This is a genomic window from Siccibacter colletis (assembly GCF_025914095.1).
Classification (GTDB): domain Bacteria; phylum Pseudomonadota; class Gammaproteobacteria; order Enterobacterales; family Enterobacteriaceae; genus Siccibacter; species Siccibacter colletis.
In genome coordinates, this window is record NZ_CP074352.1 from 3297807 (window position 1) to 3320810 (window position 23004).

A 23004-nucleotide genomic window follows, 5' to 3' on the forward strand; every position below is an offset into this window, starting at 1 on the left:
CAGCGGGCGCTCAATTAATTTTTGTATGCGCCTGCGGGGGCGGCATATAATTGACGTTTTATTTTATGGCAGGATTTTTTGATGTTTGCATGGATAACGGACCCTAACGCATGGCTTGCGCTCGGCACGCTGACGCTGCTTGAGATTGTGCTGGGTATCGATAATATTATTTTTCTCTCTCTGGTCGTGGCGAAGCTACCAAAACACCAACAGGCGAAGGCGCGTAAGCTGGGTCTGGCAGGTGCAATGGTAATGCGTCTTTCGCTGCTGGCATCCATTGCATGGGTGATCCGCCTGACAAACCCGCTATTTACGGTGTTTGGTCAGGAGATCTCCGCCCGTGACCTGATTCTGCTGCTTGGCGGGCTGTTCCTTATCTGGAAAGCCTGTAAGGAGATCCACGAATCGATCGAGGGTGAAGAGGAAGGACTCAAAACCAACGTTCACTCCTTCTTTGGGGCAATTTTCCAGATCATGCTGCTGGATATCATCTTCAGCCTGGACTCGGTGATTACTGCTGTTGGTCTGTCCGATCATCTGTTTATCATGATGGCGGCGGTGGTTATCGCGGTCGGCGTGATGATGTTTGCAGCGCGCCCTATCGGTGAATTCGTGGATCATCACCCTTCGGTAAAAATGCTGGCGCTGTCGTTCCTCATTCTGGTGGGCTTCACGCTGATGCTGGAGAGCTTCGATGTGCATGTGCCGAAAGGTTACATCTACTTCGCGATGTTCTTCTCCATTGCCGTCGAGAGCCTTAACCTGCTGCGCAGCAAGAAAAATCCGCTCTGACACGCCCGTCGCGCGCTTCTCCCTCGCCTCACCGGGGAGGGAGAAGTCTCGTTTTTACCGGTTTCATCGCCAAAATACACATTTTTTAAGATTTCCCTCCTTTACCCCTCCCATAGTTAGCAGTTATTACTACACTCTATATTTATTTACCCGAACCATAAGAGGCGTATAACGATGAAGAAATGGGCTGTAGCAATTTCCGCTGTGGGTTTGGCGTTTGCTGTTTCCGGCTGTAGCAGCGATTATGTCATGGCAACCAAAGATGGCCGTATGATCCTGACCGAAGGCAAGCCGCAGGTTGATAACGATACCGGTCTGGTGAGCTACCGCGATCCGCAGGGCAACGAAATGCAGATCAACCGCGACGACGTATCACAGATTATTGAGCGCTAAAGTGTAAGGTCAGCCGTCTGCTGGCCTTTTGATTTTTATTGCCCTGCCCACTTCCCCTTTGCTTTCCCCTCTGCCATGTTTATAGCCCCCTCTTCATGCGATGCGTGAATGAGGACGACGCTTGTCGTCAGGATAACCTGACGCTGACAGACAGATAACAGGAAGCCGGCTATGCATTATCACCGTATCCCCCATAGTTCACTTGAAATAAGTCAGCTGGGGCTGGGCACAATGACGTTTGGTGAGCAGAACAGCGAAGCCGATGCCCACGCACAGCTTGATTACGCCGTAAGCCAGGGAATCAACCTGATTGACGTAGCAGAGATGTATCCCGTGCCGCCACGCCCTGAAACCCAGGGGCTGACCGAAACCTACGTCGGTAACTGGCTGGCGAAGCGCGGCAATCGTGAAAAACTGATTGTCGCCTCTAAAGTCAGCGGCCCGAGCCGCAACAACGACAACGCCATTCGCCCGAATCAGGTGCTGGACCGCAAGAACATCCGCGAAGCGCTGGATGCCAGCCTGAAGCGTCTGCAAACCGACTATCTTGATCTCTATCAGGTGCACTGGCCGCAGCGTCCGACCAACTGCTTTGGCAAGCTGGGTTATACCTGGACCGACACCACGCCGCCGGTGACGCTGCTTGAAACCCTGGAAGCCCTGGCAGAGTGCCAGCGTGCCGGGAAGATCCGCTATATCGGCGTGTCCAACGAAACCGCGTTCGGCGTAATGCGCTACCTGCATCTGGCGGAGAAACACGACCTGCCGCGCATCGTCACCATTCAGAATCCGTACAGCCTGGTGAATCGCAGCTTTGAAGTGGGCCTGGCCGAAGTCAGCCAGTATGAAGGCGTTGAGCTGCTGGCTTACTCCTGCCTGGCATTTGGCGTGCTGACCGGTAAATACCTGAACGGTGCGCAGCCTGCCGGGGCGCGTAACACGCTGTTCAGCCGCTTTACGCGCTACAGCGGCGAGCAGACCCAGAAAGCGGTCGCAGCGTATGTTGAGATCGCGAAACGCCACGGGCTGGACCCGGCACAGATGGCGCTGGCCTTTGTTCGTCAGCAGGCGTTTGTCGCCAGCACGTTACTGGGTGCCACCACGCTGGAGCAGCTGAAAACGAACGTTGAAAGCCTGAACGTAACGCTCAGCGAAGAAGTGCTGGCCGAACTGGAAGCGGTGCATCAGGTCTATACCTACCCGGCTCCCTGAGCGTCTTCGCGCCAGTGAGACAAAAAAAGACCCGCCTGAGCGGGTCTTTTTTATTACTGCTTGCGGCGCCAGAGCCACAGTCCGCCGATAGACAGGGCAAACAGCACGCCAAACCCGACGCCAATGCCGACCACCGGCGCCCCGGCTTTTACCGCCAGCGAATAGAGCCCCAGCATGACCAGCATGGCGGTGTTCTCACCCAGGTTCTGCACCGCAATCGCATTGCCTGCACCGACGGTGTGTTTCCCGCGCTCCTGCAACAGCGCATTGAGCGGCACCACAAAGAAGCCGCCCAGCACGCCAATAAGGATCAGCAGCCCGTAAGCCGGAAGCAGCGCCTGCTGCACCGCGAAGATGGCCACGGCTACGCCAATCAGCACCCCGGCAGGCATGCAGCGCGCAACCTTATCCAGCGTAACCAGCTTAGCCGCCGCGCCGGCACCAACGACGATGCCGATAGCGACCATCGCGTTCAGATAGGTCGGCGTGGCGTTATCGGTAATACCCAGCGCCTGTGGCACCCACAGTACCAGCAGGAAACGCAGCGTGACCCCGGCCCCCCAGAACAGGCTGGTGCCCATCAGCGAGAAGCGGGTTTCGTCGCTGCGCCACAGGGTGCGGCTTGCGCAGAAGAAGCTGCGAGTCATCGGCCCGAAACGCCAGGACTGGCCAGGGCGCGCGGCGTCGAGCTTCGGGATAAACAGGTTCGCCACCACCGCCGCGGCATACACCAGAGCGCACAGGCCCAGCGCCAGCAACAGGTTGAGATCGGCAAGGATCCCGCCCATGACCGACCCCAGCAGGATGGCAGCGATAGTGGACGACTCCATCAGCCCGTTGGCTTTTACCAGCTTATCGCCGGAGGTCAGCTCACCGAGGATGCCGTACTTGGCGGGAGAGTACGCCGCAGCGCCAACGCCCACCAGGGTATAGCCGATAAAGGGGTTCACGCCGAGACAGATGGAGGCCGCACCCAGCAGCTTCAGGCTGTTGGCGAACATCATCACGCGCCCTTTCGAGAAGCTGTCCGCAATCTGCCCGACGAACGGGGCAAACAGGATGTAAGCGCCCACAAACACCATCTGCAGCACCGGCTGGCTCCAGTCCGGGTAGAACTGCGCTTTCAGCACCGCCAGGGTAACGAACAGCAGCGCGTTATCGCCAAAAGCAGAGAGGAATTGGGCGGCGATCACCGCCACCATGCCCCGCGACCAGATAGAGGGGGAAGTGAGTCCGGCATTATTCATGTGGGGTCTCTGCCTGTTCAAGCATGGTTTTCAGGGTGACGAAATCCGGTTTGCCGCTACCCAACAGCGGCAGCTGTTTGATATAGCGGATATCACGCGGCACCGCCAGTTCAGGTACGCCGCTGCTGCGCGCCTGTCGCTGAAGCACATCGCGCTTCAGCTCAGGATCGGTGGTAAACAGCACCAGCGCCTCTCCTTTAGCCTCGTCGCTTTTGATGACCGTGGCATGAAGCTTATCCGGCGATACCGCCAGCGCCAGCTGCTCGACCATCTCCAGCGAGACCATTTCGCCTGCAATCTTGGCAAAGCGCTTCGCGCGACCCTGGATCGCCACAAAGCCCTGCTCATCAAAGGTCACGATGTCGCCGGTGTCATACCAGCCCGCTTCCATCTCGCCCGCCGCGTTCTCAGCAGCCGGTGTTTCCAGCACCCCAGGGTTCTCGACACGCAGATAGCCCTTCATGATGTTCGGGCCTTTAAGCTGCAGGCGACCGCCCTGCTCAATGCCGGGCACCGCCAGCAGACGCGCATCCATCGCGGGCAGAATGCGCCCCACGGTGTGCGGTTTCGCGGCCATCGGTACGTTAATCGAGACCACCGGCGCGCATTCGGTAACGCCATAGCCTTCCAGAATGCGCAGGCCGAATTTGTCCTGCCACAGCGTGCGGGTGCTCTCCTGCAGCTTCTCCGCACCGGCAACCACGTAGCGCAGGCGATAGAAGTCATACGGATGGGCAAAACGCGCGTAGTGCCCGAGGAAGGTAGAGGTACCGAACAGCACGGTGCAGTTCCGGTCGTAGACCAACTCCGGCACGATGCGGTAGTGCAGCGGGCTCGGGTAGAGGAACACTTCCGCCCCGGTAAACAGCGGCGTGAACAGCCCCACGGTCAGCCCGAAGGAGTGGAACAGCGGCAGGGCCGACATAAAGCGGTCATTGGCGGTAAAGTCCGCTATGGTGCGGATCTGCTCGACGTTGGCCAGCAGGCTTTTATGGCTGTGCACCACGCCCTTCGGATTGCCTTCCGAGCCGGACGTAAACAGCACCACCGCCGCGTCTTCGGGCTGCTGCGGCACCTGCGCCAGGCGCGGCATTAGCAGGTGGCTGAAGATCCAGGCTTTATCTTTCAGCGTGACCTCAGATTTCAGATCTTCGAGGAACACCCAGCGAACCTGGTCGATCTGCTCGACCAGCGGCCAGAGTTTGCCTTTGTCGAGGAACTGGCGTGAGGTGAAGATAGTTTTGATTTGCGCGGCGGTAATAGCGCTGGTCATGCCTTTCACGCCGGCGGTGTAGTTCATCATCGCCGGAATACGGGCGCGGGAGACGGCCCCAAAAATCACCGCCGGAGTGATGGCGGCGTTGGGCAGCATCAGCCCGATGGTTTCACCCTGCTTGCTGTATTTCTCAAGGATGCGGCCTACAAACAGCGTTTTCAGCAGCAGCCCACGGTAGCTGTCGGGTTTGAAATTAATGTCCTGCACACAGGGTTTACGCTCGCCGTAACGATACTGGGCGGCCAGCAGCGCCTCGAACAGCGTTTCACGCGGGCGTACCGCCATACGGGCTTCCATCATGATCTGATGCAGCATTTCGCCGGCGATTTTACGGCGATCCCGCGCCCGCGGTGCGTCTGGCATCGGCAGAGAAGTCGGGGGTAAGATATGCAGCGTGATTTTCGGAAACAGGCGGCGTTTAACCAGCCCTTTCAGGCGGCTGAAGAAGGTCAGCTCCGCGCCGTCGATGCGAATCGGCACCACCGTCGCGTCCGCTTTCGCGGCCACAAAGCCGGCACCATCGTAGATTTTCATCAGCGAGCCGCTCACTGAAATCCGCCCCTCCGGGAAGATCACCACCGGACGGCCCTGGTTAACCAGGCGCACCAGGTGCTTGATCGACATCGGTTTGGTGGGATCGAGGGGGACAAAGTCGATGACTGAACTGATCCAGCGCATATACCACTGCTGGCTGATTGAGGTGTAGACGGCAAATACCGGGCGCACCGGCAGGAACAGCGCCAGCAGCACGCCATCCAGGAACGAGACGTGGTTTGGCGTGATGATCACCCGCTGGTCACGCAGCGCCTGCGCATCGCCCAGCACCTCGACCCGAAACAACACGCGTAACAGTGAACGCAAAAAACCTGTCAGCATAACAACTCCCTGTGTAGCTCCCCTGCAGTTGGGGACGAAATCGAGGCAGTGTATACGAGTTAAAAGCGAGGGGCGACCCCAAAAAATGGGCGAAAAAAAACCTGCGCATCCGCGCAGGTTGGTGCAAAGCATTGTACGAGAAGTACAGGAATTCTCACCAATCAATACCTCTGGGACTTTGATTGTGGATTGGCGCCCTCACCTTCGCCACTGGAAAAAAGCAAAGGAATGCGCCTAAGTGCAACCAGGTGTGAAAATCATGTTTTACTGTTACAAGTGACGGAAAAAATTGAGGAAAACGTGCTGATGCGCCCGATTTATCGGCTGCTATGCGCTATCACCGTGTTTTGAGGATTGCTGTAATTGTTACATGCCACGGTGATTCTCATCCCGCTTTGCGACACTCGCCCCGGCCTCGCCCTTGAACTACCCACGCTTTTCCGCAACACTATTTGCAGTGTAACCGTTTACCCAACAGGAAGCGTACTATGGCGACAATAAAGGATGTAGCCCGACTCGCAGGCGTTTCGGTCGCCACGGTATCCCGCGTTATCAATGATTCGCCCAAAGCCAGCGATGCCTCGCGCCAGGCGGTACAGAGTGCGATGGAACAGCTCAACTACCACCCTAACGCCAATGCGCGCGCGCTGGCCCAGCAGAATACCGAGACGGTCGGGCTGGTGGTGGGGGATGTCTCCGATCCGTTCTTTGGGGCGATGGTGAAAGCCGTGGAGCAGGTCGCCTACCAGACCGGCAACTTTTTACTGATTGGTAACGGCTACCACAACGAACAGAAAGAGCGTCAGGCCATAGAGCAGCTTATCCGTCACCGCTGCGCAGCGCTGGTGGTGCATGCCAAGATGCTCTCCGACAGCGAGCTGACCGGCCTGATGAAACAGATCCCCGGTATGGTGCTGATTAACCGCATTCTGCCCGGCTTTGAGAAGCGCTGCGTGGCGCTGGACGATCGCTACGGCGCCTGGCTTGCGACCCGCCATCTCATCGCCCAGGGCCACACCCGCATCGGCTATCTCTGCTCCAATCACCCGATCTCCGACGCCGACGATCGCCTGCGCGGTTATTATGATGCCCTGAAAGAGCACGGCCTGCCCTGCAACGATCGGCTGGTGAGTTTTGGCGAGCCGGACGAGAGCGGCGGCGAGAATGCGATAACCGAGCTGATGGGCCGCGGGCGTAACTTTACCGCCGTGGCCTGCTACAACGATTCTATGGCCGCCGGCGCGCTGGGGGTGCTGAATGATAACGGTGTCGATGTGCCGAATGAGATTTCTATTATCGGCTTTGATGATGTGCTGATTTCCCGCTACGTCCGTCCGCGCCTGACCACCGTGCGCTATCCAATCGTGACGATGGCGACCCAGGCGGCAGAATTAGCGATGTCGCTGGCGGATAACCGTCCTGCACCAGAAACCACTCACCTGTTCAGCCCGACGCTGGTGCGTCGCCACTCGGTAGTCAGCCCGTCTGACGGTTAAAGCGTATAGCGGTACAGGTTGACGCGGGTGTCGGGATAGTCGATGCCCTCGCCAATATGCTGCCAGCCGAAACGCTCGTAGTAATCGCGAAATGCCGCGTACAGATGCAGACTGGCATAGCCCTGCTGGCGCGCGTACTGAATCACATGCTGTTGCAGCGCCTGTCCCAGCCCTCTGCCGCGCTGCGGCTCGTCAATGTAAAGCGCTGCCAGCCAGGGAAAGAGATCCTGACGGCTTATCAGATCGCAGCGCCACAGCCCGACGGTACCCAGCAGCGTCTCCCCTTCCGTAGCGATAAACGTCAGCGGCAGCGCGTCCGGCTGCTGACTGTGCTCGATCACGCTGGCAAAAAATGCGCGGCTTAATCCCTGCCCGAACGCCAGCCACAGCCACTCCGTCACCTGCTCTGCATGGTGCGGAGCCTGATACAGCGGCTGGATCATCATACGATTTTGCCCTGAAAAATGGGTACTGACTCAAACAGATAGCCGTCAAAATCTGGCGCATCGGCATCAGACAGCTCCAGCAGACTGTTTTTTACGTTTTCCAGATGCTGCCACATTGCCTGCCAGGAGCCCATCACGTCGCGGCGGCGCAGCGCGGCGAGGATAGTTTGCTGATCGCTTAACCATTTCAGGCGGTGAGTACGGCTCTGAATATGAACGCTCAGCTGCTGCCACAGCGGGCTGCTGTCCATGTGGTGCCAGATGCTTTCCACCGTGGCTAACAGCATCTGATTCTGCGACGCGCCGGCCAGCACCAGATGGAACATTTTCTGGTTATCCTGGCTGGCGTCATTAATGGCGATGGCGCGCTGCTCCTGTTCCAAGATGCGCTTGAGATTGTCGATATCGGCCTTAGTGGCCATTTTGGCGGCGAACGCCGCGATATTGCTCTCCAGCAGCTGGCGCGCCTGCAGCATTTCGAACGGCCCGACGTCGCTGCTGAGAAAACGATCCTCTTCGGCGTCGTGCTCCTGCGGAATGCGCATCACGTAGACGCCCGATCCCTGGCGGATATCCACCGTTCCCTGCAGTTCCAGCATCAGCAGCGCTTCGCGCACAATGGTGCGGCTGACGCCATATTTCTCCGCGATGTTGCGCTCCGGCGGCAGCCGGGAGCCTGGCGGGTAGTGGCCCGCAATGATTTGCGCTCTCAGATCGTCGCCAATTTCCTGGTACTGTTTTTTTTCGGGCGGGACAACTGCCTTATCCACAATATCACCTGTGCTCTGAATAGAGGTCTACCCGTCAGGCGTTATTCTGACGGGTAGTGAACCACGATCGGCCAGAGCATCACCCCGGCCGATTGTTGGCGGCTAGCTTACCAAACTCAGTGCCTGATCGAGAACTTTCGCGCCGTTTAGCGTGCCATAGGCCACCGAATCGATCACCGCGATGGGAATGCCGTGCTCGTCGGTGAGCTTTTTGTTCTCCGCCAGCTTGAAGCGCACCTGCGGACCCAGCAGTACCGCCTGGATATCCGCCGCGTAGCTCTGTAACTCATCGCGCAGATTCTGCTCGGGAATGGCGTAAATTTTCAGTTCGAGACCGCGCTCGGCAGCGGTCTTTTCCATTTTGGTCACCACCAGCGAGGTGGACATGCCAGCGGAACAACACAGGACAATGCGTTTCATCTGCGCTCCTTATTTCCAGTCATCATCAAGGTTCAGGGTCAGGCTGCGCGATTCACTCACGCCACGATACCAGGTCGCCGACTTTTTCAGGCGGCGCGCGCGCTGGTGTTGCAGGTCAATTTCCACCAGCCCGTAACGGTTTTTAAAGGCGTTCATCGGGGAGACGTTGTCGGTGAAGGCCCACAGCATGTAGCCCAGACAGTTGGCTCCCGCTTCCCGGGCGCGCAGCGCCTCAAAGAGATGCTCACCGATAAAGGCGATGCGGTAGTCATCTTCAATCACGCCATCGCTGTTGCGGAACTGGCCTTCGTTCTCAATGCCCATGCCGCTTTCAGCGATAAACCACGGAATATTGCGGTACTCATCCTTAATGCGCATCGCCATGTCATAGATGATGCGCGGATAAATTTCCCAGCCGCGGGACTTGTTCATGCGGCGGCCCGGCAGCTCGAAAGGCTCGTAATACCAGGCCGGATGGAACGGCGTCTCCGGGTTCCAGGCGCGGGACGGTGCCTTCACGCGATGCGGGTAATAGAGGTTGATCCCCAGCTCGTCCACGGTGTTTTCACGGATAATCGCCAGTTCGTCGGCGGTGTACTCCCACTTCACGCCGTGGTGATCCAGCAGGCGGATCAGCTCCGCCGGATACTCCCCTTTCACCATCGGGTCGAGGAAGACGCGGTTGTAGAACAGGTCATAGCGCTCGGCGGCCTGCACATCGTGAGCGGCGCTGGAGCGCGGGTAGGTCACTTCCGGGTTGAGGATCGCCCCGACGCTGCCCTGATACCCCTTCGCACGGAACAGCTGCACCACCTTCGCGGTGGCGAGGTTTTTGTGGTGGTTCCACTGCATCCAGGTGTGGGTGTTCTGCTCGTACGGCCAGCGCAGCGCATCCAGATAAACGCGGGTCTGCACCACAATCGGCTCGTTAAAGGTGAACCAGCGCGTCACCTTGTGGTGGTAGCGGGCGAAGACCTTTTCCGCGTACAGCACGAACAGCTCAACCACTTTTTTCGATGACCAGCCGCCGTAGGTTTCAAACAGGTATGCCGGCAGCTCGTAATGCTCCAGACAGATCATCGGCTCCACGCCCGCCGCACGGATGGCATCGATAAAGCGGTCGTAATACGTGGCGTACTCTTCATCGATAACGCCGTTTTCATAGTCGGTAAAGAAGCGCGACCAGTTGATGGAGGTGCGGTAGTGCGTGAGGCCCGCCTGCTTCATCAGCGCTACGTCCTCTTCGTAGCGGTTGAACAGGTCGGTGGCACCCGCCGGACCATAGCCGTCATGCCAGACGTGGCGGTCGTTTTTGTACCAGAGATCCATATACGAATCCTGGCCGTCCTTTTTGCCGCTCCAGCCCTCGGTCTGCCAGGCGGACGAGGCCGCACCCAGAATAAAGTCCTGCGGCAGCGTCACGGTGTGTTTACTCATATCGTCCTCACGCGTTGTTTGCCATTTCGGTTTTTGCAGCCTGCAGCTGCGCCTGCTCCGCACGACGCGAGGCAATTTTCACGAATGGCAGATAGATCAGAATGGAAACCAGGATACAGATAAGCTGGGTCACCACCGCGCCCATCGAGCCAGCGGTTGAGAGCCAGGCGTTGATCAGCGGCGGCGTGGTCCACGGCACCATCACCACGGCCTTACCGGCAAAGCCCATAACGGTAGCGAAATAGCCGATAGAGCCGGTGATCAGCGGCGTGATGATGAACGGAATCGCCAGGATCGGGTTGAGCATGATTGGCATGCCGAAGATCACCGGTTCGTTGATGTTAAACACCCCAGGGCCAAAGGAGAGCTTGGCGATCTCTTTCATCTCTTTGCGCTTGCTGGCGATCATCACGGCGATCAGCAGGCCGATGGTCAGGCCGGAACCGCCGATGCTCATGTAGACGTCCCAGAACGGCATGGTGATGATGTTCGGCACCTCTTTGCCCTGCTCGAACGCGCTCATGTTGACGGTGATCGCTCCCAGCAGCAGCGGTTCGCGGATCGGCTTGATCATCTGGTTGCCGTGAATGCCGATCACCCAGAACAGCTGCGCGACGAACATCAGCAGCAGAATTCCCGGCAGGCTCTGCATCACGCGCTCCAGCGGCTGCTGCACCACCTGGTACACCGCGTCATACAGATACATGCCGGTGACCTGATGGAATACGAAGCCGAAGGTGGCGATGACCGTGGTGGTAATGATCGCCGGGATCAGCGCCGAGAACGAGGCGGAGACGTTAGGCGGCACGGTGTCCGGCATTTTAATTTTCAGGCCGGGACGACCCTCCAGCCAGCAGTAGACTTCGACCGACAGGATAGCGATAAACATGCCGAGGAACAGGCTGCGGGTATCCGAGAACTGGCGCAGCAGCACGTCCTTCACTACGTGCATTTCGCCATCCACCAGCATTTCAACCGTGGTTGGCGTCACGCAGATAAAGCAGATCACCGCCAGCAGGCCGGGGAACAACGTCTTAATGCCGTTGATGCGCCCAAGTTCAATGCCTATGAGGAATACCGCGCCGATATTCAGGAAGTTGAGCGTGGCGTAGTTGATGGCGCTGGTGATCGGCTTCAGCGCCGCCAGGAACGAGAGCGACTCAAAGCTGGCCAGACCGTTTTTCGGGTCGAGCACCATGTTGGAGATCAACACTGAAAACGCACCGACGATGATAACCGGCATCAGCGTGATGAACGAGGCCTTGATGGCCATGATATAGCGGTAACTGTTGAACTTGGTTGCAAAACTGCCCAGAGAATCTATCAGCTTTTCCTGTAGTGCCATGGGGTTATACCTCAGTAAGGGGCGTTATTTTGTTGTGTAGGGTTACAGCTGAGTACCGTTTTGGTATGCCAAAACATAGTGGCACCCGCAGCTTTATTCTGTGACTTTGTTCTCACAACCTGTATTTGGTATTCCAGAAACCGTATCAACGTGCCTAATTGGTATGCCACATAAAATAGCGTCAGGTAGCGCGCTCATGAGGATCATCGGCGGATCGCGGCGGGCTTTCGTCGGGATCGTGTTTGTCTGCCGGAGAGGGGGCGGGAGATCTTACGTACCGGTCGAGTGTGGTAAACTGCATAAAAAACGGGGCTAATCAGGAATATCGTTGATGGTAACAATGCGGGATGTCTCTGCGCGCGCGGGCGTGTCGAAAGCGACGGTGTCGCGCGTGCTGAACGGCACCGGGCAGGTGAAGGAGTCCACCCGCCAGCAGGTTTTCAGCGCGATGGAAGAGCTTGGCTACCGCCCTAATTTTCTCGCCCGTTCGCTGGCGCACCGCACCAGCAACAGCATCGGGCTGGTGGTGTCTACCTTCGACGGTTTCTACTTCGGGCGGCTGCTGCAGCAGGCATCACGCCAGACCGAATCCCACGGCAAACAGCTTATCGTCACTGACGGCCACGACACCCCGGAGCGCGAACGCGAAGCGGTGCAGATGCTGGTCGACCGCCAGTGCGACGCCATTATTCTCTACACCCGCCACATGAGCGAGCAGGCCATTATGGCGCTGATCGACAGCATCAACGTGCCGCTGGTGGTGATTAACCGGGATGTGAAGGAGGCGCGCGAGCGCTGCGTGTTCTTCGAGCAGCGTAACGCCGCGTTTCAGGCGGTGGAGTATCTGATTGCGCAGGGCCATCGGGAGATCGCCTGCATCACGGTGCCGATCGCCACACCGACCGGGAAAGCGCGGCTGCAGGGTTATCGCGATGCGCTGGAGAAACACGGCATCGCCTGGGATGAGAGCCGGGTCAAAAACGGCGACTCTACCATGACCCGCGGCTATGAGCTGTGCCAGGCGCTGCTGGCGAGCCGCACGCCGTTCAGCGCGCTGTTTGCCTGCAACGATGATATGGCGCTGGGCGCCTCGAAAGCTATTTACCAGGCGGGACGGCGCATTCCGCAGGATATTTCGCTGTTTGGCTTTGACGATGCGCCCAGCGCACGCTGGCTGGAGCCGGGATTATCCACGGTCTACCTGCCCATCGATACCATGATCGTTACCGCTATCGACCGGGCAATTATGCTGGCCAGCGACCAGCCGCTGCCGCCGATCGCGCCCTTTACCGGCACGCTGGTGCTGCGCGAGTCGGTGACCGCCGGGCCACACTATCGCCACCCGGCAGCCTGATCACAGCAGCTCCAGCGCCAGCAGTTCGCTAATGGTCTGGCGGCGGCGGATCAGGCGCGTGGTATCGCCGTCCACCAGCACTTCCGGCAGCAGCGGGCGGCTGTTGTAGTTAGAGGACATTGACGCACCGTAGGCCCCGGTGTCGTGGAATACCAGATAGTCGCCCGGGGCTACCGCAGGCAGGGCGCGGGTTTCCACCTTGCCGCCCTCTTGCTGGGTAAAGACATCCCCCGACTCGCACAGCGGCCCGGCCACCACGCTATCGATAAGCGGTGCCTGCGCCAGACTACGCCCATCCGCGCCAATGGCGGTGATATGGTGATAGCTGCCGTACATCGCCGGGCGCATCAGATCGTTAAACCCGGCATCCACCAGCACAAAGTGACGGCTGCCCATCGCTTTGGTGCTGCGCACCTGAGCGATCAACACCCCGGACTCCGCTACCAGGAAGCGCCCCGGCTCGATCTCCAGCATGACCGGATGCCCGAGGTGCGCCGCGATTTTCTCGCGCGCCGCATTCCACAGACCGTAGTAGTGATCGGTATCGATCGCCTCTTCACCGTCGCGATACGGAATCGACAGCCCGCCGCCGGCAGAGATAGCCTCCAGATCCTGCCCGGACTCCACCACCTGGCGCACCATTGCGCCACACACCTGCTCCAGATGACCGTAATCGACGCCGGAACCGATATGCATGTGAATACCGGCAAGCTTCAGCTGGTAGCGCGCCAGCGTCGCGAAGGCATCCGGCAGATCGCCGTACCAGATGCCATGCTTGCTGTTTTCACCGCCGGTATTGGTTTTCTGGCTGTGACCATGCCCGAAGCCCGGATTAACCCGCAGCCAGACGCGGTGGCCCGGCGACACTTCGCCAAGCTGGGCCAGCATGTCGATCGACCCGGCGTTTACCGGGATCGCCAGCTCGCGCACGCGATCGAGCGTCGGGGCATCAATCAGATCGGCGGTAAACACGATGTCGTCCGGGTTCGCCTGAGGATCGTACCCGGCGGCCAGCGCGCGCTCGATCTCCCCGAGCGACACCGAATCCACCTTCACGCCCTGCTCACGCATCAGGCGCAAAATATGAATATTCGAGCAGGCCTTCTGGGCGAAGCGCACCACGTCGAACTGGCGCAGCCTGGCGATCTGGCGGCGAATGGTATCGGCATCGTAGATCCAGACCGGGCAGCCGTGCTGCTGGCTCAGGGCCACGAGGCGGGAAGAATTGAGAGCGGTATCGTTGTGCGGGCGCGGCATGGGGCATCTCCTTACTATTTTCCTCATTACGCCACAGCCGCTTCGCAATAAAAAATATCGTTTTCTTTAATGTCTATGCAAAAATGATATGGCTTAGCTGACCCGGAGAACCCTCATGCCCGCCGTTAACCTGCGTCATATCGAAATCTTTCATGCGGTGATGACCACCGGCAACCTGACCGAGGCCGCCGCGCTGCTGCACACCTCCCAGCCGACGGTGAGCCGCGAGCTGGCGCGCTTTGAAAAGGTAACGGGCCTGGCGCTGTTCGAGCGCAGCCGCGGGCGTCTGCACCCGACGGTACAGGGACTGCGGCTGTTTGAAGAGGTGCAGCGCTCGTGGTACGGGCTGGACCGTATCGTCAGTGCGGCGGAGAGCCTGCGCGAGTTTCGCCAGGGAGAGCTCTCTATCGCCTGCCTGCCGGTCTTTTCTCAGTCATTTTTGCCGCCGCTGATACAGCCATTTCTGGCGCGCTACCCGGAACTGAGTATCAACATCGTGCCGCAGGAGTCGCCGTTGCTGGAAGAGTGGCTGTCGGCCCAGCGCCACGATCTTGGCCTGACCGAAACCATCACCACGCCGGCAGGCACCACGCGCGAAACGCTGCTGACGATGAACGAAGTGTGCGTGTTACCGGAAGGGCACGCGCTGGCGCATAAAAGCGTGCTGACCCCACAAGATTTCGCCGGGGAAAATTACATCAGCCTGTCGCGCACCGACAGCTACCGGCAACTGCTGGACGCCCTGTTCCACGAGCACGATGTGAAACGGCGGATGGTAATGGAGACCCACAGCGCGGCCTCTATTTGTGCCATGGTTCGGGCGGGCGTTGGCATCTCCGTGGTCAATCCGCTAACCGCACTGGATTACGCGCAAAGTGGCGTGGTCGTGCGCCGCTTCAGCGTGGAGGTGCCTTTTACCGTCAGCCTGATCCGCCCGCGCCACCGCCCGGCTTCTGCGCTGGTGGATGCGTTCTGTGACCATATACAAAACGCGATGACGCAATTTACCGCGCCGCTGGAACAGCTGCTGGCGCGGGGCTGAGCATAAAGTCCACCGCCTCGCGGGCGTGCAGCAGGGCGGTATCGAATACCGGCAGCGGTGACGCCGCTTCCGGGATCAGCAGGCCAATCTCGGTACAGCCGAAGATCACCCCTTCTGCCCCCTCCTCCGCCAGCTGCTGGATCACGGACAGGTAATAGTTCCGGGATTCGGCGGTGATTTTGCCGAGGCACAGCTCATCAAAAATAATCTGGTTGATGCGCACCCGGCGGGGCTCATCGGGGATCAGCGTTTCAATCCCGCTCTGTGCCAGCAGCCTGCCGCGGTAGAAATCCTGCTCCATGGTGTAGCGCGTCCCGAGCAGCGCCACGCGTTTCATGCTGCGGTCGTTAATGGCGCGCCCGGTGGCGTCGGCAATATGCAGCAGCGGTACGCGACAGGCGGCCTCGATCTGTCCGGCGACCTTGTGCATGGTATTGGTACAGAGCGCGATAGCCTGCGCCCCGGCCTGCTCAAGCCCGACGGCGGCGTGGGCGAGGATCTCCCCGGCTTTATCCCACTCGCCGCGACTCTGGCACAGTTCGATATCGTGAAAATCGACGCTGTGCAGCAGCAACGAGGCCGAGTGCAGGCCGCCAAGACGATCGCGCACCCCTTCGTTGATGTGCCGGTAATAGGGAATGGTGGATTCCCAGCTCATGCCGCCCAGTAAGCCGATAGTGTTCATTTTCGTCTCCACGCTGTGTCAGCCTCTGGTTATACCGTTAAACCCCCGCCGTGCGAAACCGAAACAAATGTGATCCACGCTCCAGTTCAGCCCGCTGTCGTTTTCTTTTTAGCCAGCCCAGGATAAATTCTTTGAAACAATGTTTCACTCTTAACAGGATGCCAGAATGTTTGTATTTCATCAGGACACCCGGCTGGAAGATTTAGGTAACGGCGTCACGCGCCGCATCCTTGCTCACAATGGCAAAATGATGCAGGTGGAAGTGAATTTCGAAGCGGGTGCCGTCGGCCCGATGCACAACCATCCTCACGAGCAGCTGACCTACGTGATGAGCGGCGAGTTTGACTTCACCATCGGCGACGAGACGCGCCGCGTCAAAGCAGGGGATACGCTCTATAAAGAGCCGCACATCATGCACGGCTGCGTCTGCATCAAACCCGGCACGCTGCTTGATACCTTCACCCCGGTGCGGGAAGACTTTTTGCAGTAGTTCTGTCGTAAAAAAGCCGCTTCCTGAAGCGGCTTTTTTGTTTCGGCATCAGCACCCACCTCTGGAAACGCAGCCGTGGCGGGGCGCAGGCTTACCCGCCCTCTGAAACTGGCTGACGTGCCGCGTTTATGTTCCAGAGCCCTCCCTCCGGTTATTCAACCGGCAGTGAAATAACGGCGGTCGCGCCGTCGGTAATTATTGAACCTGAACCGTTGCGTTCGTTTTTTTAATCCCGTCACATTTACTTGCGCATAAGCCGCAGCAAAACAGCAATGATTAAGCGTTGAATTATTTTTTGTGAGCGTGCGCAAATAAATTGGCTTTTACACCAACTCAACCCTCAGATTCGGATTTTGACGTCCACTTCAATTAATTGAAATGCCGTTTCGACCCTGATCACATTTCTGAAATGAATAGAATGACGCCGAAACAAATCGCAATAAGATAAATTAAAACGGCGTTTTACAAATCAGGAACAGCGGTTCATCAGATTTCTAAAACCGATGCTTCCCACCAGACTGCGCCCGCATCACCATGTTTAAAAAACATTTAATAACAGCAGCATACCTGTGTATCGCTTTAGCTTACGTCGGGTACTGGTTGCGTTATGTGACAGTTTCAGGTGGCACGCACCGACTCACTTTCTTGACCACGATTTTATTAACTCTGGAATACCAGGTAGGTATGTATGAATGAAAACAAGCTGCTGGGACTGGCGTGGATATCACCCTATATAATTGGGCTGATAGTCTTTACCGCCTTCCCCTTTGTCTCATCGTTCTTCCTCAGCTTTACCGAGTATGACCTGATGAACCCACCGGTATTTAACGGTATTGAAAATTACCGTTACATGCTGACCGAGGACGATCTGTTCTGGAAATCGATGGGCGTCACATTCGCCTACGTGTTTATTACTATTCCGCTCAAGCTGGCATTTGCGCTGGGCATCGCGTTTGTTCTTAATTTCAAACTGCGCGGCATCGGCTTTTTCCGTACCGCCTATTACATTCCGTCGATCCTCGGTAGCTCCGTGGCCATCGCCGTTTTGTGGCGTGCGCTGTTTGCCATCGACGGCCTGCTGAACAGTTTTATTGGCGTGTTCGGCCTCGACCCGATCAACTGGCTGGGTGAGCCGTCGCTGGCGCTGATGTCGGTGACCCTGCTGCGCGTCTGGCAGTTCGGTTCGGCAATGGTCATCTTCCTCGCCGCGCTGCAAAACGTGCCGCAGTCGCAGTATGAAGCCGCGATGATCGACGGCGCGTCGAAGTGGCAGATGTTCATGAAGGTCACCGTGCCGCTGATCACCCCGGTTATCTTCTTCAACTTCATTATGCAGACCACCCAGGCGTTCCAGGAGTTTACCGGCCCGTACGTGATCACCGGCGGCGGCCCGACCTACTACACCTATCTTTTTTCGCTCTACATCTACGACACGGCGTTTAAATACTTTGATATGGGCTACGGCGCAGCGCTGGCGTGGGTGCTGTTCCTCGTGGTCGCGCTCTTCGCCTCGATTGCCTTCAAATCGTCGAAGTACTGGGTGTTCTACTCTGCCGATAAGGGAGGCAAAAATGGCTGATATTCAACAGAGTCAGTTATCCGCACGGATGCAGGCCGGCGAGGTGGAAGTGGCCCGCACCCTGCGCCGCGAAAAAGTCAGCGCCTGGTTCCGCTACATCATTCTGCTGTTTGTCGGCCTGCTGATGCTCTACCCGCTGGCGTGGATGTTCTCGGCGTCGTTCAAACCGAACCATGAGATCTTCACTACCCTCGGGCTGTGGCCGTCAAACGCCACCTGGGACGGGTTTATCAACGGCTGGAAGACCGGGACCGAGTACAACTTCGGGCACTACATGCTGAACACCTTTAAGTATGTGATCCCGAAAGTGCTGCTGACCATCATCTCCTCCACGGTGGTGGCCTACGGCTTCGCCCGCTTCGAAATTCCGTGGAAGAAGTTCTGGTTCACCACGCTTATCGCCACCATGCTGCTGCCGAGCACCGTGCTGCTGATCCCGCAGTACCTGATGTTCCGCGAAATGGGCATGCTGGACAGCTACCTGCCGCTCTACCTGCCGCTGGCGTTCGCCACGCAAGGGTTCTTTGTTTTCATGCTGATCCAGTTCCTGCGCGGCGTGCCGCGTGACATGGAAGAAGCGGCGCAGATCGACGGCTGCAACTCGTTCCAGGTGCTGTGGTATGTGGTGGTGCCAATCCTCAAGCCGGCGATTATCTCGGTGGCGCTGTTCCAGTTCATGTGGTCGATGAACGACTTTATCGGACCGCTGATCTACGTCTACAGCGTGGATAAATACCCGATCGCGCTGGCGCTCAAAATGTCCATCGACGTCACCGAAGGGGCGCCGTGGAACGAAATTCTGGCGATGGCGAGTATCTCCATCCTGCCATCCATCATTGTGTTCTTCCTGGCTCAGCGCTACTTCGTGCAGGGCGTGTCAAGCAGCGGAATCAAAGGTTAACGAGGGAATATCATGGCTGAAGTGATTTTCAACAAACTGGAAAAAGTCTACTCCAACGGCTTCAAAGCGGTACATGGTATCGACCTGACCATTGCGGACGGTGAGTTCATGGTGATTGTCGGCCCGTCCGGCTGCGCCAAATCCACCACCCTGCGTATGCTTGCCGGGCTGGAAACCATCAGCGGCGGCGAAGTGCGCATCGGCGAGAAGCTGGTGAACAACCTGGCGCCCAAGTCGCGCGGTATCGCGATGGTGTTCCAGAACTACGCGCTCTATCCGCATATGACGGTGCGCGAGAATCTGGCGTTCGGCCTGAAGCTCAGCAAAATGCCGAAGGAGCAGATCAACCAACAGGTGGATGAGGCAGCGAAAATTCTGGAGCTGGAAGAGCTGATGGATCGTCTTCCGCGCCAGCTCTCTGGTGGTCAGGCCCAGCGCGTGGCCGTGGGCCGCGCCATCGTGAAGAAACCGGACGTGTTCCTGTTCGATGAGCCGCTCTCTAACCTTGATGCCAAGCTGCGCGCCTCTATGCGTATCCGCATCTCCGATCTGCATAAGCAGTTGAAAAGATCCGGCAAACCAGCCACCACGGTGTACGTAACCCACGATCAAACCGAAGCGATGACCATGGGCGACCGCATCTGCGTAATGAAGCTCGGGCACATCATGCAGGTTGATACCCCGGACAACCTCTACCACTTTCCGAAAAATATGTTCGTGGCGGGCTTTATCGGCGCGCCAGAAATGAACATCAAACCCAGCAAGCTGATTGAGAAAGCGGGCCGTCTGCACATTACGGTGGGAAATGACACCCTCGCGCTGAACGACCGCCTGCAGGAGAAAGCCGCCGGCTATCAGGGCCAGGACATTTTCTTCGGCGTGCGCCCGGAATTCGTGGTGCTGTCTGATGAGCCGCTGGCGGGCGACTACGTCACCGGCGAGATGGTGCGCGTAGAGAATATGGGTCACGAGTTCTTCGTCTACCTGAAGGTGGCGGACTTCGAGCTGACCTGCCGCATTCCTTCCGATGAAGCCAAACCGATGATTGAGAAGGGGCTGAATCGTAAGGTGTATTTCACGTTCGATATGAATAAGTGTCATCTTTTTGACGCAAAAACAGAACAGAACATCTCCCTCTGACAGGAGTCCTGTACCATGAAAAAAGTCCTGATTAGCACAGCGATTGCCTCTGCCGTTACCCTCTGTGCCTTTCCTTCCCATGCCGCTGACGATGTGACGCTGCGTATGTCCTGGTGGGGCGGCAACGGCCGTCACCAGGTGACGCTGAAAGCGCTGGAGGAGTTCCACAAGCAGCACCCGAACATTACCGTGAAAGCGGAGTACACCGGCTGGGACGGGCACCTCTCCCGCCTCACCACCCAGATTGCCGGCGGCACCGAGCCGGACGTGATGCAGACCAACTGGAACTGGCTGCCGATCTTCTCGAAAAAAGGCGATGGCTTCTACGATCTGAACCAGGTGAAAGACGTCATTGACCTCAGCCAGTTCGACCCGAAAGAGCTGCAGACCACCACCATCGACGGCAAGCTTAACGGCATCCCGATCTCGGTAACGGCGCGCGTGTTCTACTACAACAACGAAACCTGGAGCAAAGCGGGCGTTGAGTACCCGAAAACCTGGGACGAGCTGATGGCGGCGGGGAAAGCCTTCGAAGCGAAGCTGGGTAAACAGTACTACCCGGTAGTGCTGGAGCACCAGGATACGCTGGCGCTGCTGAACTCCTACATGGTGCAGAAATACAACATCCCGGCGGTGGATGAGAAGACCAAAAAATTCACCTACAGCAAAGAGCAGTGGGTTGAGTTCTTCGGCATGTACAAAAAGCTGGTGGACAGCCACGTGATGCCAGACACCAAATACTATGCCTCGTTTGGTAAGAGCAACATGTACGAGATGAAGCCGTGGATTGCCGGGGAGTGGGGCGGCACCTACATGTGGAACTCCACCATTACCAAATACTCCGACAACCTGAAGCCGCCGGCGAAGCTGGAGCTGGGCGCGTATCCGATGCTGCCGGGTGCGAAGGACGCGGGCCTGTTCTTCAAACCGGCGCAGATGCTGTCCATCGGTAAGTCCACCAAAAACCCGAAACAGGCCGCGGAGCTGATCAACTTCCTGCTCAACAGCAAAGAGGGCGTGGCGACGCTGGGCCTGGAGCGCGGCGTACCGCTGAGCAAACAGGCGGTGGCGCAGCTGACCCAGGACGGCGTGATCAAAGATGAAGATCCGGCGGTTGCCGGGCTGAAACTGGCCCAGTCGCTGCCAACGACGCTGTCGGTCTCGCCGTACTTCGACGATCCGCAGATCGTGTCGCAGTTCGGCACCGCGATTCAGTACATCGACTACGGTCAGAAATCCGTGGAAGAGACGGCTGCCGAATTCCAGCGTCAGGCGGAGCGCATTCTGAAACGCGCGATGCGCTAAGCGTTACTGCGGTCTTACCCTGCCCTGCCGGATAACGGCAGGGCTTTTTTTTAATGGTAACTGACTGCCTTATACTCCGATATCGCGCAGCTTTTTGCCCTTCATCAGGTTGCGTTCAATATGCTCGAGGGTGACGTTTTTGGTTTCCGGCACCAGCCAGAAGGTAACGCCCACGAAGGCGACGTTCAGCGCGGTATAGAGCCAGAAGGTGCCCGCTGCGCCGATAGCATCCAGCAGCGTCAGGAAAGTAGCACCGATGATCATGTTCGATACCCAGTTAGTAGTGGTCGAACAGGTAATCCCGAAGTCGCGGCACTTCAGCGGCTGGATCTCCGAGCAGAGGATCCACACCACCGGCGCAGCGCTCATGGCGTATCCGGCGATGCACATCATGGTCATGCCGACCGACAGCCAGGAGAGGCCGCTTGAGGCGGTGCCATTATCGAACTGCATCAGGCAGTACCCGAGTACCAGCGTACCCAGCGCCATCACGCTGAAGCCAATTTTCAGTGCCGGTTTGCGTCCCGCTTTATCCACCATAAAGATGGCGATAAAGGTGGCGAACATGAAGGTCAGGCCCACTACCAGCGTGGCGATCATCTGCTGTTCGGTGGTGGTAAAACCCGCCATCTTAAAGATGCGCGGCGCGTAGTACATGATGATGTTCATGCCGGTGAACTGCTGCATCGCCTGCAGCAGCATGCCGAGAAACACTGCCCGCCGCACGTTGCGGTTGGCTTTGAATAATTTCCAGCCGCCCTGCTTCAGCTTCAGGCTCTCGCGGATCTCATTCAGCTCTTCCCGCGCTTTTTCCGAGGTATCGCGCAGCATGCGCAGCACCTCTTCCGCTTCCACATGACGCCCTTTCTCTGCCAGCCAGCGCGGGCTGTTGGGCAGGAAAATCACCAGCACGATAAGGATCACCGCCGGCAGCGCCAGCACGCCCAGCATTGCCCGCCAGTTGCCCGAATAGCTGAATGCGGTATCCGAAAGAAACGCCACCACGATGCCGAGCGTCACCATCAGCTGATACATGCTGATCATTTTGCCGCGCACGTTTTCACTGGCCATTTCCGACAGATAGAGCGGCGCGGTGTAGGAGGCGATACCCACTGCCACGCCGAGCACGATACGCGAGACCAGCAGGATCTCCACGCTGGTGGCAAAGGCCGAGCCGATGGAGCCGGCGACAAACAGAATCGCGCCCACCATCAGGCTGTATTTGCGCCCGAGGCGGAACGACAGCCAGCCGTTGCACAGCGCGCCGATGGCCGCGCCGAGCATCATGCTGCTCACCACCCACTCCTGCAGGCGGTTGCTTAATGCGAAGTGATCGGTGATAAACGGCAGCGCCCCGGCGATCACCCCGATATCAAGCCCGAACAGCAGACCCGCCACGGCGGCGGAGACGGAAACAAACAGATTCATGCGGCGTGAATCCTGCAGCGCACGCGGCATGGTAGTTGAGTGATTGCTGATAGTGGTCATGTTCCTTGCCTGAACAGAGAAAGTCGTTATCTGAAGTTAGGAGAACAATGCAC

General features: G+C 58.0%; 21 protein-coding genes. 11 read left to right on the forward strand and 10 right to left on the reverse strand.

The window, feature by feature from the left end; all coding sequences use genetic code 11:
• The first annotated feature begins 78 nt into the window (after window positions 1-78).
• The 3 genes from KFZ77_RS15845 (at window position 79) to KFZ77_RS15855 (ending at window position 2397) form a co-directional block, all read left to right on the forward strand.
• Window positions 79-792 (forward strand): TerC family protein, encoded by a 714-nt coding sequence (locus tag KFZ77_RS15845; protein ID WP_264384747.1) that lies wholly within the window; start codon window positions 79-81, stop codon window positions 790-792.
• A gap of 174 nt (window positions 793-966) precedes the next feature.
• The gene (locus tag KFZ77_RS15850; protein ID WP_264384748.1) at window positions 967-1185 is read left to right on the forward strand and encodes a YgdI/YgdR family lipoprotein; all 219 of its coding nucleotides are present in this window, start codon (window positions 967-969) and stop codon (window positions 1183-1185) included.
• A 171-nt stretch (window positions 1186-1356) separates the two neighbouring features.
• On the forward strand, window positions 1357-2397 hold the full coding sequence (locus tag KFZ77_RS15855; protein WP_264384749.1) for an NADP(H)-dependent aldo-keto reductase: 1041 nt from the start codon (window positions 1357-1359) through the stop codon (window positions 2395-2397).
• Window positions 2398-2450: 53 nt separating this feature from the next.
• On the opposite strand, the gene lplT is transcribed toward KFZ77_RS15855, so the two are convergent.
• A complete protein-coding gene (gene lplT / locus KFZ77_RS15860; RefSeq protein ID WP_031523988.1) occupies window positions 2451-3644 on the reverse strand; it encodes a lysophospholipid transporter LplT in 1194 nt (397 codons plus the stop codon).
• Window positions 3637-5796 (reverse strand): bifunctional acyl-ACP--phospholipid O-acyltransferase/long-chain-fatty-acid--ACP ligase, encoded by a 2160-nt coding sequence (gene aas, locus KFZ77_RS15865; protein ID WP_264384750.1) that lies wholly within the window; start codon window positions 5794-5796, stop codon window positions 3637-3639. The genes lplT and aas overlap by 8 nt, the downstream gene beginning before the upstream one ends.
• A gap of 488 nt (window positions 5797-6284) precedes the next feature.
• Between aas and galR the strand changes: the two genes are divergently transcribed.
• The gene (gene galR, locus KFZ77_RS15870; RefSeq protein ID WP_031523990.1) at window positions 6285-7292 is read left to right on the forward strand and encodes an HTH-type transcriptional regulator GalR; all 1008 of its coding nucleotides are present in this window, start codon (window positions 6285-6287) and stop codon (window positions 7290-7292) included.
• On the opposite strand, the gene KFZ77_RS15875 is transcribed toward galR, so the two are convergent.
• The 5 genes from KFZ77_RS15875 to KFZ77_RS15895 all read right to left on the reverse strand — a co-directional run bounded on the left by KFZ77_RS15875 (window position 7289) and on the right by KFZ77_RS15895 (window position 11710).
• On the reverse strand, window positions 7289-7738 hold the full coding sequence (locus tag KFZ77_RS15875; RefSeq protein WP_264384751.1) for a GNAT family N-acetyltransferase: 450 nt from the start codon (window positions 7736-7738) through the stop codon (window positions 7289-7291). The genes galR and KFZ77_RS15875 overlap by 4 nt on opposite strands.
• Window positions 7735-8508 carry a GntR family transcriptional regulator gene (locus KFZ77_RS15880; protein WP_264384752.1) on the reverse strand — a complete coding sequence of 258 codons (774 nt, stop codon included), beginning with the start codon at window positions 8506-8508 and terminating at the stop codon, window positions 7735-7737. The genes KFZ77_RS15875 and KFZ77_RS15880 overlap by 4 nt, the downstream gene beginning before the upstream one ends.
• Before the next feature lie 102 nt (window positions 8509-8610).
• The gene (locus tag KFZ77_RS15885; RefSeq protein ID WP_031523995.1) at window positions 8611-8928 is read right to left on the reverse strand and encodes a PTS sugar transporter subunit IIB; all 318 of its coding nucleotides are present in this window, start codon (window positions 8926-8928) and stop codon (window positions 8611-8613) included.
• 9 nt (window positions 8929-8937) lie between these two features.
• A complete protein-coding gene (locus tag KFZ77_RS15890) occupies window positions 8938-10365 on the reverse strand; it encodes a glycoside hydrolase family 1 protein (protein WP_264384753.1) in 1428 nt (475 codons plus the stop codon).
• Window positions 10366-10372: 7 nt separating this feature from the next.
• A complete protein-coding gene (locus tag KFZ77_RS15895; RefSeq protein WP_264384754.1) occupies window positions 10373-11710 on the reverse strand; it encodes a PTS sugar transporter subunit IIC in 1338 nt (445 codons plus the stop codon).
• 331 nt (window positions 11711-12041) lie between these two features.
• On the opposite strand from KFZ77_RS15895, the gene KFZ77_RS15900 reads away from it, so the two are divergent.
• On the forward strand, window positions 12042-13064 hold the full coding sequence (locus tag KFZ77_RS15900; protein WP_264384755.1) for a LacI family DNA-binding transcriptional regulator: 1023 nt from the start codon (window positions 12042-12044) through the stop codon (window positions 13062-13064).
• Here KFZ77_RS15900 and lysA read toward each other — a convergent pair whose 3' ends face one another.
• The gene (gene lysA / locus KFZ77_RS15905) at window positions 13065-14321 is read right to left on the reverse strand and encodes a diaminopimelate decarboxylase (protein WP_264384756.1); all 1257 of its coding nucleotides are present in this window, start codon (window positions 14319-14321) and stop codon (window positions 13065-13067) included. It lies immediately after the preceding gene.
• A 115-nt stretch (window positions 14322-14436) separates the two neighbouring features.
• Here lysA and KFZ77_RS15910 point away from each other — a divergent pair, with 115 nt between their 5' ends.
• Window positions 14437-15363: a LysR family transcriptional regulator gene (locus tag KFZ77_RS15910; RefSeq protein ID WP_264384757.1), complete on the forward strand. Its 927-nt coding sequence runs from the start codon at window positions 14437-14439 to the stop codon at window positions 15361-15363.
• Here KFZ77_RS15910 and KFZ77_RS15915 read toward each other — a convergent pair.
• Complete coding sequence (locus tag KFZ77_RS15915; RefSeq protein ID WP_264384758.1) at window positions 15326-16048, reverse strand: aspartate/glutamate racemase; 723 nt, start codon at window positions 16046-16048, stop codon at window positions 15326-15328. The genes KFZ77_RS15910 and KFZ77_RS15915 overlap by 38 nt on opposite strands.
• A gap of 166 nt (window positions 16049-16214) precedes the next feature.
• Here KFZ77_RS15915 and KFZ77_RS15920 point away from each other — a divergent pair, with 166 nt between their 5' ends.
• The 5 genes from KFZ77_RS15920 to KFZ77_RS15940 all read left to right on the forward strand — a co-directional run bounded on the left by KFZ77_RS15920 (window position 16215) and on the right by KFZ77_RS15940 (window position 21463).
• Complete coding sequence (locus tag KFZ77_RS15920) at window positions 16215-16538, forward strand: cupin domain-containing protein (protein ID WP_031524008.1); 324 nt, start codon at window positions 16215-16217, stop codon at window positions 16536-16538.
• A gap of 688 nt (window positions 16539-17226) precedes the next feature.
• On the forward strand, window positions 17227-18117 hold the full coding sequence (locus KFZ77_RS15925) for a carbohydrate ABC transporter permease (protein ID WP_024549389.1): 891 nt from the start codon (window positions 17227-17229) through the stop codon (window positions 18115-18117).
• A complete protein-coding gene (locus tag KFZ77_RS15930; protein WP_031524010.1) occupies window positions 18110-19018 on the forward strand; it encodes a carbohydrate ABC transporter permease in 909 nt (302 codons plus the stop codon). Before KFZ77_RS15925 ends, KFZ77_RS15930 begins: the two co-directional genes overlap by 8 nt.
• Window positions 19019-19030: 12 nt before the next feature.
• Window positions 19031-20158: an ABC transporter ATP-binding protein gene (locus KFZ77_RS15935; protein ID WP_031524011.1), complete on the forward strand. Its 1128-nt coding sequence runs from the start codon at window positions 19031-19033 to the stop codon at window positions 20156-20158.
• Window positions 20159-20173: 15 nt separating this feature from the next.
• Window positions 20174-21463, forward strand: a complete 1290-nt coding sequence (locus tag KFZ77_RS15940; RefSeq protein WP_031524013.1) for an ABC transporter substrate-binding protein — start codon at window positions 20174-20176, stop codon at window positions 21461-21463.
• Window positions 21464-21532: 69 nt separating this feature from the next.
• Here the strand turns inward: KFZ77_RS15940 and araE are convergent, their stop codons facing one another.
• Window positions 21533-22951 carry an arabinose-proton symporter AraE gene (gene araE, locus KFZ77_RS15945; RefSeq protein WP_264384759.1) on the reverse strand — a complete coding sequence of 473 codons (1419 nt, stop codon included), beginning with the start codon at window positions 22949-22951 and terminating at the stop codon, window positions 21533-21535.
• Window positions 22952-23004 lie beyond the last annotated feature (53 nt).